The organism is Pseudoalteromonas sp. S2755 (genome assembly GCF_005886535.1).
GTDB lineage: Bacteria > Pseudomonadota > Gammaproteobacteria > Enterobacterales > Alteromonadaceae > Pseudoalteromonas.
On the sequence record NZ_PNDS01000083.1, the window covers coordinates 1 to 25,756 of the forward strand.

19 protein-coding genes are annotated in these 25,756 nt (G+C 45.6%); 13 read left to right on the forward strand and 6 right to left on the reverse strand.

The window, feature by feature from the left end; all coding sequences use genetic code 11:
- The first annotated feature begins 710 nt into the window (after nucleotides 1–710).
- The 6 genes from CWC03_RS14555 to CWC03_RS14580 are packed head-to-tail and all read left to right on the forward strand — an operon-like array spanning nucleotide 711 to nucleotide 7,321.
- Nucleotides 711–1,940 carry an OprO/OprP family phosphate-selective porin gene (locus CWC03_RS14555; RefSeq protein ID WP_138582541.1) on the forward strand — a complete coding sequence of 410 codons (1,230 nt, stop codon included), beginning with the start codon at nucleotides 711–713 and terminating at the stop codon, nucleotides 1,938–1,940.
- A 12-nt stretch (nucleotides 1,941–1,952) separates the two neighbouring features.
- Entirely contained in the window at nucleotides 1,953–2,915 is a 963-nt protein-coding gene (locus CWC03_RS14560) for a Bug family tripartite tricarboxylate transporter substrate binding protein (RefSeq protein WP_138582503.1), read from the forward strand.
- 60 nt (nucleotides 2,916–2,975) lie between these two features.
- Nucleotides 2,976–3,452: a tripartite tricarboxylate transporter TctB family protein gene (locus tag CWC03_RS14565; RefSeq protein ID WP_138582504.1), complete on the forward strand. Its 477-nt coding sequence runs from the start codon at nucleotides 2,976–2,978 to the stop codon at nucleotides 3,450–3,452.
- A gap of 3 nt (nucleotides 3,453–3,455) precedes the next feature.
- Complete coding sequence (locus CWC03_RS14570) at nucleotides 3,456–4,964, forward strand: tripartite tricarboxylate transporter permease (protein ID WP_010606897.1); 1,509 nt, start codon at nucleotides 3,456–3,458, stop codon at nucleotides 4,962–4,964.
- Nucleotides 4,965–4,985: 21 nt separating this feature from the next.
- Nucleotides 4,986–6,614, forward strand: coding sequence for a sensor histidine kinase (locus tag CWC03_RS14575; RefSeq protein ID WP_138582505.1), 1,629 nt, complete (start codon nucleotides 4,986–4,988; stop codon nucleotides 6,612–6,614).
- A gap of 2 nt (nucleotides 6,615–6,616) precedes the next feature.
- On the forward strand, nucleotides 6,617–7,321 hold the full coding sequence (locus CWC03_RS14580; protein WP_130165138.1) for a response regulator: 705 nt from the start codon (nucleotides 6,617–6,619) through the stop codon (nucleotides 7,319–7,321).
- On the opposite strand, the gene CWC03_RS14585 is transcribed toward CWC03_RS14580, so the two are convergent.
- From CWC03_RS14585 to CWC03_RS14595, 3 genes are all read right to left on the reverse strand, one after another.
- On the reverse strand, nucleotides 7,318–8,607 hold the full coding sequence (locus CWC03_RS14585) for a DUF3472 domain-containing protein (RefSeq protein WP_138582506.1): 1,290 nt from the start codon (nucleotides 8,605–8,607) through the stop codon (nucleotides 7,318–7,320). The two genes, CWC03_RS14580 and CWC03_RS14585, sit on opposite strands and share 4 nt — an antisense overlap.
- 39 nt (nucleotides 8,608–8,646) lie before the next feature.
- Complete coding sequence (locus tag CWC03_RS14590) at nucleotides 8,647–11,496, reverse strand: TonB-dependent receptor (protein ID WP_138582507.1); 2,850 nt, start codon at nucleotides 11,494–11,496, stop codon at nucleotides 8,647–8,649.
- A gap of 103 nt (nucleotides 11,497–11,599) precedes the next feature.
- Nucleotides 11,600–12,970 (reverse strand): Gfo/Idh/MocA family oxidoreductase, encoded by a 1,371-nt coding sequence (locus tag CWC03_RS14595; RefSeq protein WP_138582508.1) that lies wholly within the window; start codon nucleotides 12,968–12,970, stop codon nucleotides 11,600–11,602.
- Between the two features lie 254 nt (nucleotides 12,971–13,224).
- Here CWC03_RS14595 and agaR point away from each other — a divergent pair, with 254 nt between their 5' ends.
- The 7 genes from agaR (at nucleotide 13,225) to CWC03_RS14630 (ending at nucleotide 21,403) form a co-directional block, all read left to right on the forward strand.
- A complete protein-coding gene (gene agaR / locus CWC03_RS14600; protein WP_138582509.1) occupies nucleotides 13,225–13,995 on the forward strand; it encodes a transcriptional repressor AgaR in 771 nt (256 codons plus the stop codon).
- A gap of 11 nt (nucleotides 13,996–14,006) precedes the next feature.
- Nucleotides 14,007–15,293, forward strand: coding sequence for a D-tagatose-bisphosphate aldolase, class II, non-catalytic subunit (locus CWC03_RS14605; protein WP_138582510.1), 1,287 nt, complete (start codon nucleotides 14,007–14,009; stop codon nucleotides 15,291–15,293).
- Nucleotides 15,290–16,408: an SIS domain-containing protein gene (locus CWC03_RS14610; RefSeq protein ID WP_138582511.1), complete on the forward strand. Its 1,119-nt coding sequence runs from the start codon at nucleotides 15,290–15,292 to the stop codon at nucleotides 16,406–16,408. Before CWC03_RS14605 ends, CWC03_RS14610 begins: the two co-directional genes overlap by 4 nt.
- On the forward strand, nucleotides 16,405–17,313 hold the full coding sequence (locus CWC03_RS14615; protein ID WP_138582512.1) for an ROK family protein: 909 nt from the start codon (nucleotides 16,405–16,407) through the stop codon (nucleotides 17,311–17,313). The genes CWC03_RS14610 and CWC03_RS14615 overlap by 4 nt, the downstream gene beginning before the upstream one ends.
- Entirely contained in the window at nucleotides 17,306–18,457 is a 1,152-nt protein-coding gene (gene nagA / locus CWC03_RS14620; RefSeq protein ID WP_138582513.1) for an N-acetylglucosamine-6-phosphate deacetylase, read from the forward strand. The genes CWC03_RS14615 and nagA overlap by 8 nt, the downstream gene beginning before the upstream one ends.
- A gap of 224 nt (nucleotides 18,458–18,681) precedes the next feature.
- On the forward strand, nucleotides 18,682–20,769 hold the full coding sequence (fusA, locus tag CWC03_RS14625; protein WP_138582514.1) for an elongation factor G: 2,088 nt from the start codon (nucleotides 18,682–18,684) through the stop codon (nucleotides 20,767–20,769).
- Between the two features lie 244 nt (nucleotides 20,770–21,013).
- The gene (locus CWC03_RS14630) at nucleotides 21,014–21,403 is read left to right on the forward strand and encodes a hypothetical protein (RefSeq protein WP_045987833.1); all 390 of its coding nucleotides are present in this window, start codon (nucleotides 21,014–21,016) and stop codon (nucleotides 21,401–21,403) included.
- A gap of 234 nt (nucleotides 21,404–21,637) precedes the next feature.
- Here the strand turns inward: CWC03_RS14630 and CWC03_RS14635 are convergent, their stop codons facing one another.
- The 3 genes from CWC03_RS14635 to CWC03_RS14645 all read right to left on the reverse strand — a co-directional run bounded on the left by CWC03_RS14635 (nucleotide 21,638) and on the right by CWC03_RS14645 (nucleotide 25,754).
- The gene (locus CWC03_RS14635) at nucleotides 21,638–22,717 is read right to left on the reverse strand and encodes a hypothetical protein (protein ID WP_138582515.1); all 1,080 of its coding nucleotides are present in this window, start codon (nucleotides 22,715–22,717) and stop codon (nucleotides 21,638–21,640) included.
- A gap of 186 nt (nucleotides 22,718–22,903) precedes the next feature.
- Nucleotides 22,904–23,914: a porphobilinogen synthase gene (gene hemB / locus CWC03_RS14640; RefSeq protein WP_138582516.1), complete on the reverse strand. Its 1,011-nt coding sequence runs from the start codon at nucleotides 23,912–23,914 to the stop codon at nucleotides 22,904–22,906.
- A 1-nt stretch (nucleotide 23,915) separates the two neighbouring features.
- Nucleotides 23,916–25,754, reverse strand: a complete 1,839-nt coding sequence (locus CWC03_RS14645; protein ID WP_138582517.1) for a sensor domain-containing diguanylate cyclase — start codon at nucleotides 25,752–25,754, stop codon at nucleotides 23,916–23,918.
- Nucleotides 25,755–25,756 lie beyond the last annotated feature (2 nt).

A 25,756-nucleotide genomic window follows, 5' to 3' on the forward strand; every position in this document is an offset into this window, starting at 1 on the left:
GGCATAAAAAAAGCCCTGAGCAGGGCTTTTTGATTTCATATCTACCGTCACCGATATGAGCAATGTAGCAAGTAAAAAGTGGAGTTAGCGTCTAAATACGAGGAGCAATGCAAGTGCCTGCTAACGTCCTTGGTAGTTGTGGATACCAGCCTTGTTTCGGGTCAAGAAACTATTGTGATAACAAGTTGAGCCGTCACTCTCGCCTTGTTGATAGTGATTATCAATTAGATTTGAGGGGCTGTCAACGTTCTTTTTGAAAATAATTCTTATTTAGATCTAAGTGGTTGGAATTACACCAAATTTAAATTTATTGAGTGTATTGTTTTATTAATGTGATGGTTTTTGGTGTGTTGTATGTCTTATTTCTGCTTATTCTAGTGGGGCAAAGTCTTATTCTATATCGAGCTTTATAGGCTCACCGTTTCCAGAGCTTCAGAGAAAAGCTAGGTTAATGCACCATTCATATCTTGGGTTAACGCAGTAGTCATACTTTCGCTTCACTTGTTATTTATTTCCACACTACTTTGGGTTTTGTGCATATTGCTCATGACTTTTATGCACTAAACGCGTTTTACTCAACTTAATCAACTTATTTCCGCAATCTATGGTTAATTGAGGGTTAACAATAAGCTCGTACTTGATAGCAGGTTGTAGTCGCTAGTCACAATACGTTTAAGACAAATGAGTACAGAGCAATGAGAACAACAATAATGAAGCCAGTTGCAGCAATGTCATTAATTGCAGTAACTGCTTGCCCCGTTTTGGCACAACAAGATGAAGCACTAGCCAGCAAGGTTGCAAAGCTAGAAGCGCAATTAAAGGAATTGCAGTCCAATAAATCACTAAACCTTGAGTTTGGTGGACGTGTACAACTCGATTTTAACCATTTTAGTGGTGCATATAGCGCCGATAATAAGGGCGATGCCGCCAGCGACTTTTTTCCGCGCCGGATCCGCACCTATGTTGAGAGCGAGCAGGGCGATTGGGAGCACAAGTTGCTACTCGATTTTGCCGAAGGCGATGCCGAGATAGTCACAGTAAGAGTGCGCTATACCGGCTGGAACAACGGCCCGCGCTTTCAGTTTGGTAAATTAAGAGAAGATATCACCCTGAATGCGCTCACCAGCAGTAAACACATCGATACCATAGAGCGCAGCTCCATCGCTGATACGTTTTCTCCTTACTTTCGATGGGGCGCATCAGCTTATCAATATTTTAAAGATTCCGGTTTTCGCTATGCGTTAGGGGTATATAAAAACGACGCCTTTGGTGCATCTGGGCGTGACCAAGATGACCGTCTGGCACTTGCTTATTCGGGGCGTTTGACTTGGTCGCAACACACTCCCGGTAAAACCCTGCATTTAGGTGGTTGGGGTTCGTACCGTGATATGGGCGGTGCAACGCTGGGGAATCGCCTTGCTCGCGGTGAAGTACGCGAAGCCAAAGTACGCCTCGTGGATTATGCTGCAGGCGGTGATGTAGTTGCCCTTGATAGCATGTCACAAGCCGGGTTAGAGCTCGCTTATCAACACAACGCCTTTATGCTTGAGGCCGAATATGCCACACGCAACTTAGATACTCTCGACCCTACTTCTGCTTTAGATGGGGGAGATATTTCGGGTTATCACTTGTCCTTGAGCTATTTCCTGACCGGTGAACACAAACAATATTCCGCAGGCTCTGCGGTATTTAAGCAGCCTAAAGGGGTAAAAAATGCGTGGGAGTTGGTTGCACGTATTTCCAGTATGGATGCTGAAAACGCCAACCAAGGTACGCAAGTCGACGCCTACACACTGGGCGGCACCTATTACCACTCCAGCAGCTTAAAGTTCATGGCTAACCTTGTCTATGCGGATGTTTCAGGAGCTGGAAGTACCGCGTTGATTGGTGACGAAGATTCAGGATTTGGTTTCGCTGCACGCTTGCAGTATCTATTTTAACGGGAGCAGGTTATGAAGTTTGCATTAAAGCATCTCAAGTTGGCTATGGCTGGCGTGGCGATGATGTCTACTCAGGTATTAGCGGATACCCACTTTTTAATTCCCGGTGGTCCAGGTGGTGGCTGGGATACCACGGCTCGAGCTGTGGGCGAGGCGTTAGTGAAATCAGGGCTTGAGTCCAATGCGTCGTTTCAGAATATGTCAGGCGGTGGTGGCGGCCGTGCTATTGCTTATTTGATTGAATCGGGCAATAAAAAAGGCGATATGTTGATGGTTAATTCAACGCCAATCGTGCTGCGTGCGTTGTCGGGTAAGATCCCTTACAGTTATCGTGATTTAACGCCCGTTGCCAGCGTAATTGCCGATTATGGTGCATTCGTGGTGCGTGATGATTCGCCTTTTAAGAGCTGGAAGGAGGTGATTGCTCGTCTAGAAGTAAACCCAGGCTCTGTGACCGTTGCGGGTGGTTCTGCTCGCGGCAGTATGGATCATCTTGTTGCAGCACAAGCAGTAAAAGCGGCAGGCGTCGATGGTCGTAAGCTGCGTTACATTCCTTACGATGCCGGTGGCAAAGCCAAGGCCGGTTTATTGTCTGGCGAGGTGAAGATGCTCTCGACCGGATTAAGTGAAGCGCTCGACATGGCAAAAAGTGGTCAGGCGCGCATTCTTGCTGTTACTGCGCCAGAGCCTATCGCGGACTATCCAGAGATCCCAACCCTGAAGTCTCTAGGCTATGACATGGAATTTGTTAACTGGCGTGGTTTTTTTGCGGCTCCGGATCTCCCCCAAGCACAACTCGACGAATATACCGTGAGATTACAAAAGCTGGTGCAAAGCAAAGAGTGGGAAGCGGTGCGTGCACGCAACGGTTGGTTGAATCTATTCAAGCCACAGCACGAGTTTATTGAGGCGCTAGAGGCACAAGAAGCGCAGCTGAAAGTGGTGATGGAAGAATTGGGTTTCGTTAGACGCTGATTAAATTAAATAGGTGGCTGCAGTGAGGTTACTGCACCACCTAAAAGTGGGTAATTCACTATGTTAAACCGAGAATTGTTAGGCCCAGTGCTGTTTTTAATTCTGTTTTCACTCTATGCGGTATCTGCTTGGCAAATCCCGATTATGCCTTTTGAAGAATACGAGGCGGTAAACTCAGCAACTTTGCCTAAGGTATACGCGCTGATTGGCATTGTTGTTTGTCTTTTGTCGATTGCTGCAACACTGTTTAAAGGCGTCCCTGCGCTTGATATACGTGAAGGAGCGGAGACTATCTCCAAGGCAACCATAACCCAATGTGCAGCACTGATTGTATTGATGCTTATCTACAGCAGTGTGCTTGAGGTACTCGGGTTTATTGTTTCGACCATTTTGTTTTTAGGCTGTGGCTTTTTAATTATGGGTGAGCGACGTAAGCAAATTTTGTTATTGGCGTCAGTGCCTGTGGTTATCGTGTTTTGGGCCATTATGACGCAGCTACTTGGGATCTATCTGGTTCCAGGTGAGTTTTGGAGTTAAGCCATGTTAGACGGTATTTTAGTTGGCCTGTCCACGGCCTTTATGTGGCAAAACTTATTGTACGTAATTGTTGGCTGCTTTGTCGGTACTTTTATCGGCATGTTGCCCGGCTTAGGGCCAATCACGGCGATTGCGTTGATGATCCCTATCACTTACAACATCGGTGCCGACTCCGGTATGATCTTAATGGCGGGCGTATATTACGGCGCAATTTTTGGTGGCTCGACTTCCTCTATTTTGATTAATGCTCCCGGTGTAGCTGGTACTGTGGCATCGTCATTTGACGGCTATCCAATGGCAAAACAAGGGCATGCGGGTAAGGCTTTGGCTATTGCCGCTTATGCTTCATTTACTGGCGGAACGATTGGTGCGTTGATGCTCATGATAGCCGCACCACTGCTTGCAAAAGTGAGCTTAAGTTTTCAGTCTCCAGACTATGTGATGTTGATGTTTTTGGGCTTGACTGCGATTGCTGCTTTTTCTGCAAAAGGGCAATTTTTAAAAGCCATGATGATGACTGTATTTGGCTTGATGCTGTCGACGGTGGGAATAGACCCTTCATCTGGTACTGAGCGTTTTACCTTTGGTCAGGCAGACTTGCTAGACGGCGTAAGCTTTTTGTTGGTCGCAATGGCAACCTTTGCATTGTCTGAGGCGCTGATCAACGTGATCCGTCCAGAAAAAGCTAATCAAGGTTCGAATGATGATGACACCCCCGTTATTGGCTCAACAAAATTATCTGGCGCTGAAGTGAAAGAAATGGCGCCAGTTGTGGGGCGCTCTTCGATTTTAGGATTTATCATTGGTGTATTGCCAGGGGCAGGCGCAACGATTGCGAGTTTTATGGCTTATGCGACAGAGCGAAATTTGGCACCAAAAGCCATTCGTGAGCGTTTTGGGCGTGGTGAAATCCGCGGCTTAGCGGCACCTGAGTCGGCAAACAATGCTGCTTGTACTGGGTCGTTTGTGCCCTTGTTAACGCTTGGGATCCCGGGGTCTGGCACCACTGCGATTATGTTAGGGGCGTTGATTGCCTATGGTATTCAGCCGGGCCCTACGTTAATGCAGGACAATCCTACGGTATTTTGGTCGGTAATTGTGAGCATGTATTTTGGCAACATTGTGCTGCTGATTTTAAATTTGCCACTGATCCCTTATTTTGCAAAGGCTTTGACACTGCCACGTTCGGTCCTTACGGTGATGATTTTATTCTTTAGCTTGATTGGCGTTTATCTGGTGTCATTTAATACCTTTGATTTGTTTATGATGGTGGGTTTTGCCTTGGTGGCGGTGGTGCTGAGATTATTGAGTTTTCCGATGGCACCTTTGCTCCTTGGGTTTATTCTCGGCGATATGATCGAACGTAATTACCGTCGCGCCATGATGATTTCGGATGGCTCTATTAGCTTTATTTGGGAGCGGCCATTAACTTTAGGCATATTTGCGCTTGCCATGTTAGTGTTGTTGATCCCATTAAAAGAGTACTTCCAGCAACGAAAAGTTGCGCAGTAACCCCGCAGTGAGGAAATAGGTGTGTCGCAATCACAAAAATTAGCACGCAGACCAAAACGCTTAGAAACGCGACTGATCACTTGGGTTGTGGGCTTGTGTGTGATCCAAGCATGCTTATTTACCGCGCTGGTGTATCAGGTTATTACGCAAAGCTTACACCAGGAAGTGGGAGAAAAAGCCTTGGCTTTGGCTAAGGCGGTGGCGGTTCGTGAAGATGTTATGACGGCACTCATAACAGATAGGGATAGCTCACAGATCCAACGCCTCAATACTAATGTTGAGCTGCTGCGCCAGGCAACTGGCGCAGATTTTATCGTCATTGGTGACACCGAAACGCGACGTATTGCCCACCCCGATGAGCAAAAAATTGGTCGCACTATGGTCGGAGGGGATAGCCAAGCCGCACTGTCTGGAGAGAGTTATATCTCAACTGCACAGGGTAGTTTAGGTGAGTCTATTCGCGGCAAAGTGCCTGTGTACTCTCCCGCTGGTGAGGTGATTGGTTTAGTCTCGGTAGGTTTTTTAGTGCACTCCGTCGAGTCGTTGGTGTTGCAGCGCAGCATTGCCGTTTTTGTTGGAGCTGCAGCGGTGTTACTGCTCAGTGTCATTGCCGCGATTTGGATTGGTCGACGTGTCCGCCAAGCCATTTTTGGCCTGCAACCAGATGAAATTGGGCGCTTATTTGCAGAGCAAGAGGCGATACTGAATACTGTACGCACGGGGATTATCGCGCTTGACCCTGATGGCAGCGTGCGCCGTTTGAATCAACGAGCATGTGAAATTCTCGAAAAGCCTCGCGGCTTGAGTAAGCAAGGTTTGCACCTGAGCGATCTGTTGCCAGAGCATAGCGACTTCTTGTTGCATAATCCCAATCGCCCTTTGGTTGGTTTTGAGCTATTTGTTGCTGACAAGCGTTTGGTGTTGTCGCGGTTTGCGCTGCAAGTGCAAGGTCAACACGAAGGAATTTTACTGAGTATGCGGCCCTCCGATGAACTAGAGTACGTGTCTAAGCAGCTCACTAAAGTACAGGCTTTTGCAGAACTGTTGAGAGTGCAAACGCACGACTATTCAAACAAGTTAAATACCATTGGTGCGCTTATCCAAATGGCGCAATATGACAAAGCGATTGAGCTGATAGGTCAAGAAAGTCAAGGCTCACAAGCGCAAATTGAAAACCTCCTCACCTATATACAAGAGCCAGTGATCGCGGGCTTATTACTCGGTAAATACCATAAAGCACGAGAGCATAATGTGGCACTCGAGGTGAGTTCCGACAGTGCGCTGTGTGCTATCCATCAAAAAGAGATGTTGGAACGAATAGTTTCAATATTAGGTAATCTCATTGATAATGCCATCGAAGCGGCGAGAACGACGGCACAGCTGCGGCCTGCCAAAGTGGTCGTAACAGTGGATGAAACGGTTCAGGATATTATCTTTGATGTTGAAGATAGCGGCACTGGACTGATTGGTAACGTCGAAGAGGCGTTTACGCCGCAGTTTAGTACTAAGTCCGGCGACCAACATGGTGTTGGCTTATATCTCGTAAAAACAAATCTTGATTCCTGCCACGGAACCTTAGAGGTTGGGGAGTCTGAATTACTTGGTGCAAGGATCACGGTCTTTATTCCCAAGCAAGTAAAAGAGCAATAACAATGACTTATTCTGTGGTGATCATCGAAGATGAAGTAGCTGTGGCACAATTATTAGCGCAATACCTAGTGACACCGGCAACACCAAGTAGCGCAAGGCAAGGGCAATATCGGGTGGTGGCCAGTAGCGACAATGTTTCTACCGCGACGGTACTGTTGAGTGCGATACAAGCCGACTTAATTTTATTGGATATTTATCTACCCGATGGTAACGGTCTTGAGTTTTTAAAGATGCTACGCGAGCAAGGCTGTAAAAGCGAAGTGATGCTGATCACCGCAGCAAAAGAAGTGGCGACGCTAGAAAAAGCGATCCGTTTGGGAGTCTGCGATTTTTTAGTTAAACCGCTGATCTTGGAACGGCTCGACCTCGCACTCGCCCGCTTTGAAGCACGTCAGCAGTGTTTAGATGGTGCCAATGAAGTGACGCAATCTATGGTCGACACCTTATTTGGTAGTGAACAGGCGAACGTACAAAGTACGGCTAGACTACCTAAAGGTGTTGACCCACTTACTTTGGAAAAAATTCGTACGGCATTTCAAAGCCAGCCCAAGCAGGTGTTTACAGCAACTCAAATGGGAGAATTGGTGGGGGTGAGTCGCTCAACCGCTCGGCGCTATTTAGAGTTTTTGGTTAGTATAGAAGAAGTAAAAGCCGACCAAAGCTACGGTAGCATTGGCCGACCAGAGAGAAGCTATCATTTAAATTAAGGGTGGGCCTGTAGTGACTGCCATGGGATCACTGGCGCATCATTGCTGCTAGGGCGAGTGAATTCGCTGAGATAAGGTGTGGGTCCCGTGAAGAAACCGGTGTTACGTAAGTAAAAACGGTTTTGCTCCTCACCACCTTGATAATCCAAACGCGACCCTTTTCTGGCGGTGGCGTCATAAGTGAATTTAGCTTGATTTAACTCAACCCAGTTACCTTGGGTGTCACGCAAAAACTGGCGGTTATAAAATGCCTTACGCTCAAACTGTCCAGCTTCGGGTAAAAAGTTTTCCAAAAAGCTATGCGGTCTTGCAACATAGGTGTTGGTTTCAGGGCGGCTAAAGGCTGCGATCAACTTCCATTGACCGGTTTCCGGCGCATAAAAATAGCCGCGATATTCAGTATGGCCTGTATTCGTTGTACTGGGCTCGATATTGACTAAAAAGCGATATGTCGTATCCGGTTGCCAGTTATAACGTAAATAGCTTTGTCCTCCAGAACCTTCATTGCCAAATTCACCGACGTAAACGCCGTCGCCTTTAGCGAGTAATTTGATTTTAAGATTGTCAGGAATCGTGCTCGGATCATCCGTTTGATATGGACTCCAAACCGAAAATAGCACGCGGCGCTCGGTGGGGGAGTTTACCTGAATACCAAAGTAACCTTCGCCAAAACCATTCGCCATAAAATACGAACCTTGTGGATCATAGCCAGATGGCACCGTTACTTCGTTGTAAAACCAGTTATAGTCCTTTTTGTCAGGTACGGTATAGGAAAGGTGTACTGAAGGGCCGCGACGACCCCAGTAAAAGTCTTCTTTGACATAGTTCGGCGCGGTGGTCATGGCCTCGCCATCAAGACTAAGCCCGGTAATGGCGGGGAAGGTACTGTTTCGCCCTTTGGCTAATGTGTCACCGGCTATTTGGACGGTTTGATAGCCAACTTGCGTCACGGCAAAGTCACCGACTTTAACCTTAGTTGGGCTTTGTCTATCGAGGTTAAGCGTCACTTGTTTATTGTTATGCTTTACCAGCAATGTACTTGGTGTACTTGGTTTCTCTAGATGTAAATAGAGGGTGTAGGTACCAACATTATTAGCATAAAAATAGTGATTAAACCTAAGCTGTTTATCTTGCCATGGGGCAATTCCGGCTTGAGTTATATATTGCCTGCTGGCGTCAATATCGTTGTTGACCCAAGCATTACCGTAACTGCTGATATAAGCTTCTTGTGCTGAGGCAAATAGCGAGGCGCACAGCAGTATCGGTGTCATTATTGTATTCTTCATCTTAAGTTCCTTGAATGGGGCGCGTTGCCCCATATTGATTTAGAAAGAAGTGTTAATGCCTAAACTGATACTGCGGCCGTAACGGCTCAAGTGGCTCACTTGCTCTTGGGTTTTAATGTATGACCATTGACGCTCATTGGTGAGGTTGGTCACGTTTAGGTCAATCCGTGTCTTTGCAGTAAGATTATAGCTGGCACTGAAATCAAACTGACCATAATCCGCGGCCCATTCTGGGCCGCCCCACGCATCTGGATACTTCAGGTAATCATCTCGCCAGTTGTAAGCGATACGCGCTTGGTAGTCATCCTTCTCATAATAGATAACCGCATTGTAAGAATGCTCAGACATACCAGCGAACGGTAACTCGTCTTTTTCGGGGTCGTCGTATTTACTATCCGTAAATGTGTAGTTGATTTGCATACCTAGGCCATCAAATGGTGCTGGTAGCAATTCCTCAAACGACTGTTGGTAAGCAATTTCGAACCCTTTGATCTCTGCTCCTGCTTCTGAACGTGGAGATACTTGGGTAAATTCCGGACCGTCAACTTCAACGCCGTCTTTTATGAATTTACCTACTTTTATCGTACCGATACGTCCCTGAGCGATAACCGATTTAATGTCTTTGTAATACGTTGCAAAGGTGAGCGCACCATAATCAGAGAAGTACCACTCTAGTCCCAAATCAAGTTGGTCTGCTCTAAGTGGCTTGATCCCAGGGTTGGCAAGGTTAAACTCAAACTTACTGAAATTAATTGAGCTATATGGGGTTAGAAAATCGATGCTAGGTCTGGTGATAACTTTAGCCGCGCTGGTTCTAAATAACAGTGAGTCTGTTATTTCTAACTTAAAGTTCATGCTAGGCAGTACATCAGTGTAGTCATCTTCTACGTAAGAATCGGAGTAATAATCGGCAATATCCCCTTCTATGCGATAGATAATATCGCCATCTTCGTCTTCTTCTACGTTGTATACCAGACTTGGGTAATCAAAAACGTAGCCATCAGAGGTGATCTCGGTTTTGATTGCTCTTACGCCTAGGTTTAAGTTGTAAGGCATTTCCGACAGCTCGCCGACTAGATTGGTCTCTAAATAAAGTGCAAACGTTGACTCAGAAAGCTCGTAGGAATCTTTAGGACTCTTGGAAGCTCTAATTTTTTCATCTGCGGCTTGGGCATTAATGGATTGATAAAAAGCATAGAGTTTGTCGTAGTCGAAGCTGGCCCACGGTGCAGGGTGCATGCCCGGCTCACCATCTAGGAAGTTATCAAAGTTGGCGGGTACAAGTACATCTGCGGGTAGTCTAAATAAGTTAAGGCCACCGAGCTTTTCTACGCTTGAGTTATCAAAGCTGTCGTAATCTGAGTTCTTAAAATAAGCCCCACCATTACTAAACATCGATGGGTTATTTGATTTGCTCACGTCTCTGGCTTTAGTTTGCTTACCGTAATGAAAGCCAAACTTGACGTCTTTGACAAATTCCCATTCAGGAATAAATGTCCCTTCGAGCCTTAGCTCTTCAACATCACTTATTACTTCCGTGCCATAGTTGTAGCTGTAGTGAGCCCCAAAGGGTTGATCGGCATTAAGTGCTGGTGACATGGTCACATCTGGCAGGAGGTTGTCGCCTGTTTGATCTATGGTGATAGTATCAACAAAGCCACGTGCCACGATGTAGCGGTTGTCGCCATCATTGATCCGCTCAGCACGGGACTTAGACACATCAAATTCAAGCGTTAGATCGCTGGTAGCATACCATTTGAAGTTAAGACCGGCTTGCCAAGTGTCGGTATTGCGAGGCTCTGAGACGTTCAGTAACTCAGCCATTGCACCATCGACTAACTCAATGTAGTTGACGTTGCCATCATCATTAAATTTTAACTCACCTACTGCAGGGATCCCCGGCGTCCAAGGCTCATCATAGGTGACGAAAGAGATTTGATATTTTTCACCGTCGGTTTTGTAGCTTGAGTATAAGCTATCAAAGGTGACATCAATATCATTCGTTGGACGCCATTGTAACGCAAGGCTTGCGCCAATGCGCTTACGTTCATCTTGCCAATTCGAGTAGCGTACATATCCAGGGATCATTGAGGGGTGTACTTTCTCGCCCTCATCTAGCTCACCATTTCGGTTACTGTCAACAGGGACTCGCACGTCGGTATTTTCTTCAGGATCGTAAAACCCTTGTCCCTCGTAGGAGTCTTCGCGTTGTGTTCGCTCTGAATAAACGGCGGTGAATAGCGCGCCAAAGGTATTGTCAAAAAAGGTGTCACTAATGAGGAAGGAGGCTTGAGGGTTGGTATCGCCGGTACGTTCTTCGTAAATGGCTTTGGCACTTCCGGCGAGGGTAAAGCCATCCATATCTAACGGTCGGCGGGTTTTTATATTGATGACTGAACCAATCCCCCCTTCTTGCGTTTGTGCTTGTGGTGACTTGTACACTTCTAATGCTTGAACCATCTCAGGCGCAATCAAATCGAAGTTAAAGTCACGGCTAGTGTGTTCAGATGCCATTCTACGACCATTGATGGTGGTAACGTTAAAGTCCCCGCCAAGACCCCGCACTGTGACGTTTTGTCCTTCACCTGCGTTACGGGTAATGGCGATACCTGTCATTCGTTGTAGCGCTTCAGCTAGGTTTTGATCTGGGAACTTGCCAATGTCTTCGGCAACGATGGCATCCATTACGCCGACGGCGTTTTTCTTGAGAAAGAGTGACTCTTTGATACTGGAACGTACGCCACGTACTTCAATTTTCTCGACTTGTTGCTTGGCTTTATCTTGCTCGTCGGATCCGTTGTTCTGTTCTGTTTCCTGTGCATGCGCGTATTGGGACAGGGCACAGCTCACGGCCAATCCCACAGCACACAGTTTTAAAGTGTGTTTCATCTTGTTGTCCTGTTGAGTGTTGTTATTATTGCGCCCACTATACGAGCGCTTATTCAGGCATTGTTAGTACTTGCTATAGATAACGTATTTAACCTTTGGTTAGTTATGTGACAATGCCTAGTGGTGCTGCAGTGCGCCATGTGCCCCTAGTGAAATCCGGGAAGTCCTTGCTATTACTTCTGTCTGCAACTGAGTCCATTGAAAGAGGGAAGACCGCTGACCAAGCAGCTGCGTCGTAAACATCCTGATCTAGCGGCTCGCCATTACGAAGGCAGTAAATAATGCGCCAGAACATTAAGAAATCCATGCCACCATGGCCGCCGTTGCGCTCAGCTTCAGCCCCCATTTTTTGCCAAAGTGGATGGTCATATTTACCGTACCAATCATTCATGTCGTAATCCCACTCGTGAAAGCTCTTACTCCCGCCGTTCTCAAGCGCGATGCGGTTGGGGAATCCTGCAAATACGCCGTTAGTACCTTGAATTAAATTATGGCGGGAGTAAGGGCGTGGGGTAGTGGTATCGTGCTGTACCATAATCGAACGACCTTTGATGGTTTTAATGATGCTGGTGTTCATATCTCCAGCAATATAGTTCAGTTGGTTTCGTTCATGATTTGCTGGAAATTCACGTTCGGCATAGGCTGCACGACCAAGTGCTGGTGAGCTCATGGACGAGATATAGTCGAAGCGATCGCCACGATTGATATTCATATATTGAGAAACTGGGCCTAAGCCATGAGTGGGGTAGAGATTACCGTCGCGTTTGGTATGCCAGTGTGTGCGCCATGAGCCGGTTTTATGCTCAATTTCTTTCATTTGCCAACGAAGTTCATGGATATAAGCTGCCTCACCGTGTAGTAACTCACCGAATAGCCCTTGGCGAACCATGTTCAATACCATCAGCTCGTCGCGGCCATAGCAAACGTTTTCCAACATCATGCAGTTCTTTTGCGTGCGCTCTGCGGTATTTACCAATTGCCACGCTTCTTCTATGGTCACTGCAGCTGGCACTTCAACCAAAGCGTGTTTGCCACTTTCCATTGTGTCTACCGCCATAGGCGTATGCCATTTCCAAGGGGTAGAGATGATCACAATATCAATGTCATCGCGCGCCAACATGCGGCGATAGTCCATATCGCTCTTGCCATAAGTTGCTGGCTTGGGTAAACCCTTGTCGACAACAATTTTAACGGCTCTATCGACGACTTCTTGGTGCGTATCGCAAATGGCCTTGATCTCGACACCATCAAGATGGCAAAAGTGTTTTACCGCGCCAACACCACGTTGACCCACACCAATAAAGCCCACTCGCACGACATCCAGTTTCGGTACGACTAGACCTTGAACTGAATTTCCTTGTGGCTTTGGTGTAAGCGGCGTCTTATTATTGTTACTTGCGCAGCCAACCACTGCGCTTGTTGCTGCGATAGCAGCCATTGATTGAAGAAATCGCCGGCGGTTTAGATCACCCATAATAACCTCTTAGTTGTTCACTCTTGTTGTTAAAAACGAAATGTTATTTTTGGTTATTATTACGGCAGTTTTATTTTGAACGCAAGAAAAATATCTTTCACATTCTTTCGTTTTATTTTTGGTTTATTTCTCATGTAAATTTAAATCATTATAAAACAGATGTTTGCGTCTGTTTTTGTTTAAAGTTAAAAAAATAAATTGAAAGCAAGTGAAAGGTGTGTAGACTAAATTCAACCAAAACGAAAGGAGGTGTCATGCTGAACACCATCGAAAGACGCCACGAAATCGTTCAACTCGTTGGTCAAACGGAACGAGTAGAAGTATCCGAGCTGGCAGAACAATTTGGTGTATCAACCGTGACGATCAGAAATGATCTCAATGCCTTACATGATAAAGGATTGTTGGTTCGCTCTCATGGCGGTGCCGTTGCGAGTTCTAGGTTAACCAAAGAGCTCACCATAACGGAAAAGCACGATCATCATCACCAAGTGAAAGTCGAGCTCGGAAAGTTAGTGGCGGGTCTTATAGGCAATAATGAGTCTATTATTCTAGACTCTGGTACCACCACAGAAGAGGTTGCGAAGCAGCTGACTGAGCATCAACAGTTAGTGGTGATGACTAATGGTCTTAACGTGGCGCAAGCACTCGTTGCAGCCGATGGCGTTGAAGTGTTGATGACCGGAGGCTCACTGCGTAAAAAGTCGCTGTCGTTTTATGGCAGTCACGCAGAAGATCAGCTAAAGCAATATCACTTTGACCGTCTGGTGCTCGGTGTTGATGGATTCTCTGTTGATGTTGGTGTAACAACACACTTTGAGCCAGAAGCCGCGCTTAACCGCGAGATGTGTAAAGCTGCAAAGCAAGTCATAGTGGTGACGGACTCCAGCAAGTTCGATCGTAAAGGTGTACATCGTATTATCGCCTGCGAAGAAATTGACGTTTTGGTAACGGACAGTGGTATTCCAGCTGATATTCATCAGCAATTGGTTGCCGCCGGAATTGAGGTACATTTAATAACGTCTTAAGAGGTGATCATATGCGGCGTTTTCAAGCCCTAATCGAAGCCAATAAATCAGGGAAAAACTCAGGTATTTATGCCATTTGCTCAGCTCACCCTTGGGTGCTGGAAGCGTCGATAAGATATGCCAAGCAGGAAAATACGCTGCTGTTAATTGAGGCCACGGCCAATCAGGTTAACCAATTTGGTGGTTACACAGGGATGCGTCCTGCGGATTTTATTGCCAAAGTCGAAGAGATGGCCGACGAGCTTGGTTTTGATAAGCAGTTACTGATTTTTGGCGGTGATCATTTGGGACCAGTCTGTTGGACGAGTGAAAATAGCCAAGCCGCAATGGCCAAAGCGTGTGACTTAGTCGCTGAATATGTGAAGGCCGGTTTTAAGAAGATCCACTTAGATGCCAGCATGCCTTGTGCTGACGATCCTGAGGTGTTAAGCGATTATATAGTGGCTAATCGCGCTGCCTTGTTGTGTCAAACAGCGGAAGAAGCCGCGATCGCGGCGTTTGGTCGTAGCGATATTGTTTATGTGATTGGTACGGAAGTTCCTCCTCCAGGTGGAGCGGATGAACAGATTGACAGTCTACAACCGACCAGCCAAGTTGCTGCGCAAGAAACTCTAGCTTGCCATCGTGAACTCTTTGCAAACAAGGGATTAACGGATGCTTGGCAACGCGTGGTTGCTATGGTGGTGCAGCCGGGAGTTGAGTTTGATAACACCCAAGTTTTTGACTACAAACCGCATGAAGCAAGCGCACTAAAAGACTTTATTCGTACCGTAGACCGTATCGCTTTCGAAGCGCATTCAACAGATTATCAAACGGCAGGTGCTTATCAGTCTTTGGTGGCTGACCATTTTGCCATTTTGAAAGTCGGGCCTGAATTGACCTTTGCGCTGCGCGAAGGGTTATTTGCGCTTCACCATATTGAAAAGCAATTACTACCCATGCATAGCCAATTTATTGAGGTAGTGGATGAGGTCATGTTGGCAGAGCCTACGAGTTGGCAGCGTTTTTATCACGGCAAGCCACAGCAACTCCGGTTCTTGCGCCAATTTAGCTTTAGCGACCGTATCCGTTATTACTGGCATCAAGAAGCGGTGCAAAAGGCGTTAGCAACCATGCTCGAAAACCTAGCGCAGCAGACTTTATCATTGCCGCTTATCAGCCAATATTTTCCAGAGCTATATCAACAAGTACGCCGTGGTGAAATAGAAAGGGATGCCAAAGCGTTGGTGATTGCCAAAATTCAACGTGTTGTAGCTCGCTATTCAAACGCGTGTTTTGCCATGGAGAAAGCGTCATGAACACTTTACTAGGACACGAAGTTGCGCAATTAAAAACACGAAATGCCTATTGGACCGCAAAAGAGATCACTCAGCAGCCACAGATGTGGCAAGAGACCGCTCAATTAGTCGCGAGCGTAAAGCCTAGGCTTTTGGTGGAGTTAGCTCCTTTTCTAGATGACCCTGATACTCAGGTTATTTTGACAGGGGCGGGTACATCCGCTTATATCGGTGACGCTATCGCCACTCATCTTAATACACACATGCGCCAAAGTGTGCGGGCTGTGAGCACAACAGATTTAGTTGCTGCACCGAGGCAATACCTAGCGACAGACAAACCGTGTTTATTGGTATCCTTTGCTCGCTCTGGCAACAGTCCAGAAAGTGTGGCGGCCGTAGAGTTGGTAACACAGCTGGTTAGTAACAGCCAGCACCTTTTTATCACCTGCAACCGTGATGGAAAGTTGCATCAAGCAGCGCTGCAGACAAGCAATGCAACAAGTATATTGCTACCGGAACCTACGCTTGACCAAAGTTTTGCAATGACGAGTAGCTATTCGTCAATGATGGTTGCAGCGCTACAACTTTTTGCAGTGGATGACGGCTCCGTGGATAAGTTGATCAATGCAGCGCAAAGCATGTTAGCTGCGACAGAGCAGCAAAATATCCGTGCATTTGCACAACAACCATTTGAGCGTTTGGTGTACCTAGGCTCTGGCTGTTTGTTGGGATTTGCAAAGGAAGCTGCGTTAAAAATGCTTGAGTTATCGGCAGGCCAAGTAATGAGCGTGAGCGAGTCACCGCTTGGGTTCCGTCATGGTCCAAAATCACTTATCAATAGCAAAACTGTCGTGGTATGTTTTATCTCAAGTGATGATTATACCAGCTTGTACGATCAAGATTTAGTTGCTGAATTGCAGCGTGACGGTACAGCCATGACGGTGCATTCACTTTGTCCTAAAGTGCCACCACTAGAAGATGTGTGGCAAGGATTACTGTATATGTTGTTTGCACAGCAGTTAAGTTTCTATAAAGCGCTGAATCTCGGTATTTCACCGGACAATCCTTGCCCGTCGGGGGAAGTGAATAGAGTCGTGCAGGGCGTAGTCATTCATCCATTTGGGAGTGAAGTATGATTTATGGAGTGGATGTTGGCGGGAGCAAAATTGAAATTGCGGTGTTTGATGAAAAGCTACAACGCTTAGAGTCTTGGCGTGTGGCGACACCAAAGCACAGTTATGAGGTGTTTTTGGCGCAAATCGTCACTTTGGTGCAGCAAGCCGATGACAAATATGGTTGTAAAGGACAGGTTGGTATTGGTATGCCGGGGATAGTAAATGCGCAGCAGCGCGTGCTATCAGCAAATGTCCCTTGCGCCAATGGTAAAGAAGTTAAGGCTGATCTCGTTGCAAAACTGGAACGGCCCATCGCGGTTGAAAATGACTGCCGTTGCTTTGCATTATCAGAGGCCAGTCTTGGAGCCGGTAAGCAATATCAAAAGGTCTTCGGGGCAATAATAGGCACCGGTGCTGGAGGTGGATTTTGTATTGATGGCGCGTTGTATAAAAGTGCCCAGGGGATCGCCGGAGAATATGGCCACCATCCACTTTCTGCGGTGTTACAGCAAAAATATCACCTACCTATTTTAGCGTGTGGCTGTGGACTGCAAGGATGTTTAGAGCGCTATGTCGCAGGGCCAGGGCTTGCCGGTTTGTATCAACATTTCACTACGCGAACACTTACCTCAGAACAAGTTATCACAGCGATGCGGGCTGGAGAAAGTGAAGCTCACCATGCTTTTAATTGTTATATGGATCTGTTGGGCTCGGCGTTTGCAAATTTAATTAAAGCATATGACCCAGAAGTTATCGTGCTTGGCGGTGGTATGTCGCTGATTGATGAACTTGTAGAGGCGCTCCCAAAAGCCATCGAGCCCCATGTATTTTCCGCGGTATCAGTGCCAGATATTGTTAGAGCCAAGCATGGTGATGCGAGTGGCGCATTGGGTGCGGCATTACTTGGGAGCAAAGTACATGCTTGAGCAGCTTCGTTATATTCAGCCCCGTTGTATCTATACCCCTACCTGCGTCCTTGAAGCGCACGTTGCGGTAATAAAGGGTGAGCGTTTTCACGCGATTATTCCAGCGAAGGACGCGCCTGATAATACCGAGTCTTATCCCAAACTCGACATGTGGCCTGGGTTAATTGATTTGCATATTCATGGTCGCGAGGGCTGTGATGTTATTGATGGCAAACTCTCCAGTATCGAAACCATTAGCACCTCGTTGCTCAAACATGGCGTCACTGGTTTTTTGGCAACCACTGTGACGACTACATGGCCACAAACTATTGCCGCGATGAAGGTTATTGGAGCCGCCTATAAGCAAAAGATGCCGGGCGCTCAGGTGCTGGGCGGATACAGTGAGGGCTTATTTTTTAGTGAAAAACACAAAGGTGCCCATAACGAAGCTTTCTTTAAGTCGTTAGACGAAGCCTTAATTGATGAAATGATTAGCGCGGCTGATGGTGCGCTTAAAGCGGTAGCACTCGCGCCCGAAAAGGCTAATGGCGTTAAGATGACGCAGTACCTAAGTAAACATGGGGTGCGGGTGATGTTAGGTCATTGTGATGCGGATTTTGCGCAAACCAATGCAGCTCTAGCACATGGTGCCTGCGGCGGGGTGCACGTGTTTAACGGCATGCGCGGCATTCATCACCGTGAGCCGGGCTGTGCTGGTGCGTTGTTACTTGATAGCCAAGCCTTGGTGGAAGTGATTGCCGATGGTATTCATTTACACCCTGCGATTTTACAGTTGATCTACCGCCTCAAAGGTCAGCAAAAGATGGCCTTGATCAGTGATTGTATTAATGCTGGTGGCCTTAAAGATGGTGAATATCAATTAGGTGAAATGCCAATTGTGGTTAAGGGTGGCGTGGCGAAAACTCATAGCGGCAGTTTGGCCGGCAGTACACTAACACTTGAAAAAGCAGTGAAGAATTTAGCAGAATTGGCCAACATTCCGCTTCTAGAAGCCATTAATATGGCAAGTTTAGTACCCGCAACTTATTTAAATATGGACAATGAACTTGGTAGCATTGAAGTGGGTAAAATAGCGCACTTTTCTTTGCTAGATGATGCCTTCCAAGTCCAGCATGCCAACTTGTTTGGAAAGCAGATATTTTAAACAAAAACCCAAGCTCACCGCCCTGAAATTGACAAAATACAACGGAATTTTCTTAAATACAGTGGCCTAGCAGTAAGCGATACGGTAAAAATGGGTCACAAAGTTTCGCATTAGAAACTTTTTCGCGAATTGATTGCATTTTAGACGACTTCAAGGATGATGTTCGCTACAAGAGGTGATATACTCCCGCCGAATAATTTTTCTACTTTAAATAGAGTAAAACAATGGCAGATTTATCGAAATACAGAAACATTGGTATTTTCGCGCACGTTGATGCGGGTAAAACTACCACCACTGAGCGTATTCTAAAGCTTACTGGTAAAATCCACAAAACTGGTGAAGTACACGACGGTGAGTCTACTACTGATTTCATGGAGCAGGAAGCTGAGCGTGGTATTACAATCCAATCAGCGGCGGTAACTTGTGAGTGGAAAGGCCACCGTTTAAACGTTATCGATACTCCTGGACACGTTGACTTCACAGTAGAAGTATACCGTTCACTTAAAGTACTTGACGGTGGTATCGGTGTATTCTGTGGTTCTGGTGGTGTTGAGCCACAATCAGAAACTAACTGGCGTTATGCGAACGAATCAGAAGTTGCACGTGTAATCTTCGTAAACAAACTAGACCGTATGGGTGCAGACTTCTACCGCGTAGTTGGTCAGGTTGAGAAAGTACTTGGTGCTAACCCACTAGTGATGACGCTTCCTATCGGTATCGAAGACCAGTTCTGTGGTGTTGTAGACGTACTTGAGAAGAAAGCATACGTTTGGGATGACACAGGTCTTCCTGAAAACTACGAAATTACTGACGTTCCAGCTGACATGGTAGACAAAGTTGAAGAATACCATGAGATGCTAGTTGAGTCTGCTGTTGAGCAAGACGACGACCTAATGGAAGCGTACATGGAAGGTGAAGTTCCTTCACTAGAGCAAATCAAAGCGTGTATCCGTAAAGGTACTCGTGACCTTGCGTTCTTCCCAACTTTCTGTGGTTCTGCATTCAAGAACAAAGGTATGCAGCTAGTACTAGACGCAGTTGTTGACTACCTACCGTCTCCTACAGAAGTTGATCCTCAGCCGCTAACAGATCCAGAAACAGGTGAGCCTACTGGTGAAGTAGCAACTGTTGACGCTGATGCACCACTTAAAGCGCTTGCGTTCAAAATCATGGACGACCGTTTCGGTGCACTTACGTTCATCCGTATCTACGCAGGTCGCATGAAGAAAGGTGACACTATCCTTAACTCTGCAACTGGTAAAACAGAGCGTATCGGCCGTATGGTTGAGATGCAAGCGGACGAGCGTACTGAACTTACTGAAGCACAAGCGGGTGACATCATCGCTGTTGTTGGTATGAAGAACGTTCAAACAGGTCACACGCTATGCGATCCTAAGCACGAGTGTACACTTGAAGCGATGATCTTCCCTGATCCAGTAATCTCAATCGCTGTTGCACCTAAAGATAAAGGTGGTAACGAGAAGATGGGTATCGCGATCGGTAAGATGGTTGCAGAAGATCCTTCATTCCAAGTTGAGACTGATGAAGATTCAGGTGAAACTATCCTTAAAGGTATGGGTGAGCTTCACCTAGACATTAAGGTAGACATCCTTAAGCGTACATACGGTGTAGACCTAATCGTTGGTCAGCCTCAGGTTGCTTACCGTGAAACTATCACTAAAGAAGTTGAAGATAGCTACACGCATAAGAAACAGTCTGGTGGTTCTGGTCAGTTCGGTAAGATTGACTACCGTATCAAGCCTGGTGAAGTTGGTTCTGGCTTTACGTTCAAGTCTACAGTTGTTGGTGGTAACGTTCCTAAGGAATTCTGGCCAGCGGTTGAGAAAGGCTTCAAGTCAATGATGGAAGAGGGTGTACTTGCAGGCTTCCCAGTACTAGACGTTGAAGTAGAACTATTCGACGGTGGCTTCCACGCAGTTGACTCATCTGCAATCGCGTTCGAAATCGCTGCTAAAGGCGCATTCCGTCAGTCTATCCCTAAAGCGGGTGCACAACTTCTTGAGCCAATCATGAAAGTTGACGTGTTCACACCAGAAGACAACGTAGGTGACGTAATTGGTGACCTTAACCGTCGTCGTGGTATGATCAAAGACCAAGAAGCTGGCGCAATGGGCGTTCGCATCAAGGGTGAAGTACCACTATCTGAAATGTTTGGATACATCGGCCACCTACGTACAATCACGTCTGGTCGTGGTCAGTTCTCAATGGAATTCTCACACTATGCACCATGTCCAGCAAACGTTGCTGACGCGGTAATCGCAGCTGAGAAAGAGAAAAAAGCCGCTAAGTAATTAATTACTTATGTAGCATTAAAAGGTCGCCATTGGCGGCCTTTTTTGTTTTTAAATTCAACTATTTACAGGTTTAATGCCCTGTCTGAAAGTCGTCACGATTATTTCATGTTTTATTAATTTTAAAGTTCTTGCTTTAGGAACATTGGCACTTTATCATTAGCTTTTCTTCAATAAATTGGGTCACGTTATTGCGTCGTAGGCTCAAATTTGATTGTGGTTGGGTAAATAAAGGAGATACTCAATGAGAACTTTAGAGCTGGAAATAAACTGGCTTTTCTATGTACTGGCACTGTCCCTTATCTGGCTGGGTAATGCGCTGTTTTCTATCTTAGATATTCCTTCTTCATTATTGCAAATAGTTACACTTACCTTACTATTTTTTACCCTATCATTATTGGTACTATCATTAACCGGAAAGCGTTTTCTTCATATAGATAAAGCGGGAGTCAGCTATAACTTTTTAGGTAAGACTAAATACATTCACGCAGAGCACATCAAGACTATTAAATTATGCTCTTTTGGTATCTTGAGCATTCCAGAAGTACACTTAGATGATGGCCACATGATACGATTTTTTAGCTGGAAAATTAATCATGATGAGCTACACAAAGCTATCAGTCTATTGAAGTGAAAATTTGGGTTGATAATACCAATCCGTATTAATACTTTAATAAGTTCAGGGCTGAAGTTAGCTAGGCCAAAATTGCCTATTTAAATTGTCTAGTTTTTTGCTTGGTGATTGTCAGCAATATGTTCCTGCATCAAAGTAGGCCACTTAATTTATCTGTTAGTATTGCTTTGTAGCCATTACCAACAGATAAATATAGAAACGATCTACAAATAGAATGAAAAGCGGTTTACGTATTTATGGACAAGCGCCAAGGAAAGCGAATAACTCATTTCGGTTACGGTCATAATATCTGTGTATACATTGTTGGCCATCTCCACCTCGGCCATTTCCTCCGTTTGGGGAAACTAGAGGAATATTATTGAAGCTAGGACCAGATCCAGTGGGAGCGCCATCTGGGGAATAAACCACTTTTGGAAGAGTTTCGTCTAATGCCGCGGCAAGACAGGAGCTTACTTCTGATACATGCGTGAAGTTCGCACTTAGACTTGCAAGTGTTAACCCCTCAAACCTTGTTCTCGATGTGTCCAAAGCGAGCTCAATAACACCTCCAGATTTTAGGGAGATAACATAACCAACTTGGTTTTCGGCATGGGGCACATCACTATCAGAGACATATCTAGTCACTGCTGAGTTAGACTGTGCCAGGTGCTCAAAAGAGCCTTGCATGCCAACTGAGCCTGCGCCAGCGGTAAAACCTACAGAAGTGAATCGTGATAAAGTATATGAACTGCGGTTCACCGCACTACTATCATATTTCTGCTGAGCGGTTCTTTGTACTTTTGAAAAAGCGCTGCTACTTCTGGAGGCTTTGAAAGCTGCGTAAGAAGGGGAGTTGGTGCAAGAGTTTAAAGCCAAGCTTTCATTGCTATTTAGACTGAGGGAGGTTAAAAGATCAAGAGATAATGTAGATTCTACCTGCTGTACAGCGTCTTGAATATTTTTTGAAGCATTAATAGCGTGTTGTAGCATTAAATTAACATCACTGGGAAGGTTATTTATTGGTTCCACATATCTCTGCATATCTTCATAAGCTCCACCTTGAAAATTATATCCATGAGAGAAGCCGTATACTGCTCCTGTTGCTAAATTTTTAACTACAATACGTCTAGTACTTGCGCTACATACGTCTTCCCAGGGGCCAGTTGGACCTCTACTACAGTTGACAACGGGTTCGAAGCTTCTTGCAATTACCTTGGCTTCAGAATAGTTGCAGTTGGTACATATTTTTGCATCATAGAAAGCTGTGTTTGGATCAAAAGCTGTACTGTTATACGATACAAAAAGCAGTCCTGCTGTGATTAATATATTTTTCATATTCATTTTCCTTAATGTATAAAACGATAGTTTACCTACTGCAAAATAAAACAAGCATATTATGCTTGTTTTATTCTTGGTTATTGAAAGCTAGTCCTTGTTGCAGGTAAATTCAACTAATAAGCATAAGTTAAAGTATATTTAAGGAAAGGAAGGTAGGTGGTGACTCGCCTACCTACATGCAGACTATTTTTCATTCAGCCAAATTGCGGCTTGTTTTGCAAAATAAGTCAAAATGCCATCTGCACCAGCACGCTTAAATGCTAGTAGAGATTCCAGTACAACAGGCTTCTCAGCCAACCAGCCGTTATCAATCGCAGCCTTATGCATCGCATATTCACCACTTACTTGGTAAGCGAATGTTGGTACCCCAAACTCATCTTTAACGCGCCTGACAACATCTAGATATGGCATGCCTGGTTTTACCATCACCATATCAGCACCTTCTTGTAAGTCCAAAGCCACTTCACGTAATGCTTCGTCAGAATTAGCAGGATCCATTTGATAGGTTTTCTTGTCTGCGCCTTTTAGGTTACCTGCAGAGCCAATCGCGTCACGGAAAGGTCCATAGTAACTTGATGCATACTTAGCAGAGTAGGCCATAATACGAGTATGGATAAAACCGCACTGCTCAAGTGCTTCACGAACAGCACCAATTCGTCCATCCATCATATCGGAAGGAGCGACGATATCGGCACCTGCCTCTGCATGCGAAAGCGCTTGTTTGACTAGTACTTCCACGGTTTCTTCATTCATGACATAACCATCTTCATCTAAGATACCGTCTTGGCCGTGGACTGTGAATGGGTCTAATGCAACATCGGTGATCACACCAAGCTCAGGACATGCTGCTTTAATAGCACGTACCGCTCTTTGTGCAATCCCTTCTGGGTTATATGCTTCCTCTGCTAGTAACGATTTTTGCTCTGCAGGTGTCACTGGGAATAAGGCGATGGCGGGAACTCCTAGCGCTACCAGTTGCTTGGCTTCCTCAACTAATAGGTCAATAGATAAACGCTCAATACCTGGCATTGATGGGATAGCTTCACGCTTAGAGTCGCCATCTAATACAAATACTGGATAGATTAAGTCATTAACCGTTAGCGTATTTTCGCTCATTAGACGTCTTGAAAAGTCATCGCGGCGCATTCTGCGCATGCGAGTTAGGGGGAAAAGATCGAGTCCTGATTGAGCCACGTTAGTTCTCCTGATTAGGTTTGAAAGTAACAACACGATTACGGCCTTGCTGTTTTGCTTGATACAAAGCTTTGTCCGCATTGTCAGTGTAAAGCTGTGGGTTATGTGGATCGCTAACCACTGCACTATAGATACCAGCGCTAGTCGTCATCTCAATGATATGTTCACCAAATTGAATGTTGAGCGCTGCTGTTGCTACTCTTAGACGCTCAGCGACTTCAAGCGCACCTTCTTCAGGTGTGTTTGGAAGTAGCAAAATAAACTCTTCACCACCATAGCGGAACACTTCATCATGGGGTCGCCGCAAGTGTGATTTTATTAAGTTGGCAAATTCGCAAATTGCTTGATCGCCAGCTAAGTGGCCATATTTGTCGTTAATTTTTTTGAAGTGATCGATATCGAATATAACAAGGCTCAATGCTGTCTGCTCTCGTCTTGAACGACGCACTTCCATCTGCAAGCGCTTATCGAAATAGCGCCGGTTTTTCACTTTTGTGAGGGGATCTTCCATGTTCATGCGCTCCAGCTCACGGTTTTTGTCCTCAAGTTCCCTTAATGTCACTTGAAGTTCAAAAGTGCGTTCCTCTATGTTGGACTCTAAGTCGTACTGGGCCTGTTCTTGTAATTTAAGCTTTTCTTTTAATAGGGCATCTTCAGCTTGAGTATGAGCTAGCCGTTGCTGTTGCTTGGCCAGCTTTTCATCTCTTTGAAATATATATAAACGTATGAGCAGGTAGCTAAGCAACGTGGTTTCAACGGCAAAAATACCAAAATAACCCAAATGGTTCAAAAAGCTACCGGACTGAACCCCCAGCTCCACCGTAAACGGGTAGCTAATTACGATAAAGTGGCAGAGCGCAATGGCGGTTAAGATATTTCGGCTCTTGTGGTTAACACGAGCGAGCGTATAGATAATCAATACTGAGACAACAAAGCTGATGCCAAGCGCTAGCAGGAGAGACTGAGAAACCGGTAAAAAAGTAATGAGCAGAAACAAGCACAATGTCGCTAGAATAGCCTTTCTTTTCGTCAGCTGGGGGTGTACAGGCAAAGGTCTTTCAGAGCAGTAACTCAAAGCAGGCAACAGCAGTACGCTGAGTAGTAACGTCATCATACCTTGACCATACTGTTGAAACCACTGCCACGAAGAGTAAAAGTAGCGGTAACCAAAGCCATAGATATGTGCATTGAAAAGCCATACCGTAGCGATAAACAAAGTAGCACATAAAAAGTAACCTTTTTTTGTCACACAATAGAGTGTGGCATTGGTTAAGGCGAGTGCTAGTACAAAGCCTGCTAAAACACCAAAAATAAGATTAAATTTACTCTTAAATTGCAGGTATTCATTCGGCTCCCAAATTGCAAGAGGAGCCGTGATAATCCCCTCATCACTGATCTGCAAGTATAAATGGCTTTGCGTCTGTGGCTGCAGCTCAAGCGGAACAACGAGAGATTCATACTTTAGTGGCCGCTTAATCAGTGGCAAGGCATCGCTCATATCTAAGCTGAATATTGGATGGTTCGGTCTGACATGATAGGCAGTTACCGCATCGATGAGATTGTTGTTTATACTTACCAATACCGGTGTGAGCGAGTTATTGGTATTGTGCAGCGCTATTTTTAACCATAAGTACTTCGCTACAGGTCGAAGGCCTGTGGGGATTTGGGTGCTGCTATGCCATTCGACAGGAGCCGCAAGCAGTTCGTTTAAAGATGCATATTTACTCAGTGTGTAACTTAGCTTTACTTGGTGTTCTACCTTAAATGACTCTGAAATAGTAACGGCAGAAGATACAGCAGAGCTGTATATCAATATAAGTAAAGACAACACAATGCGCATTA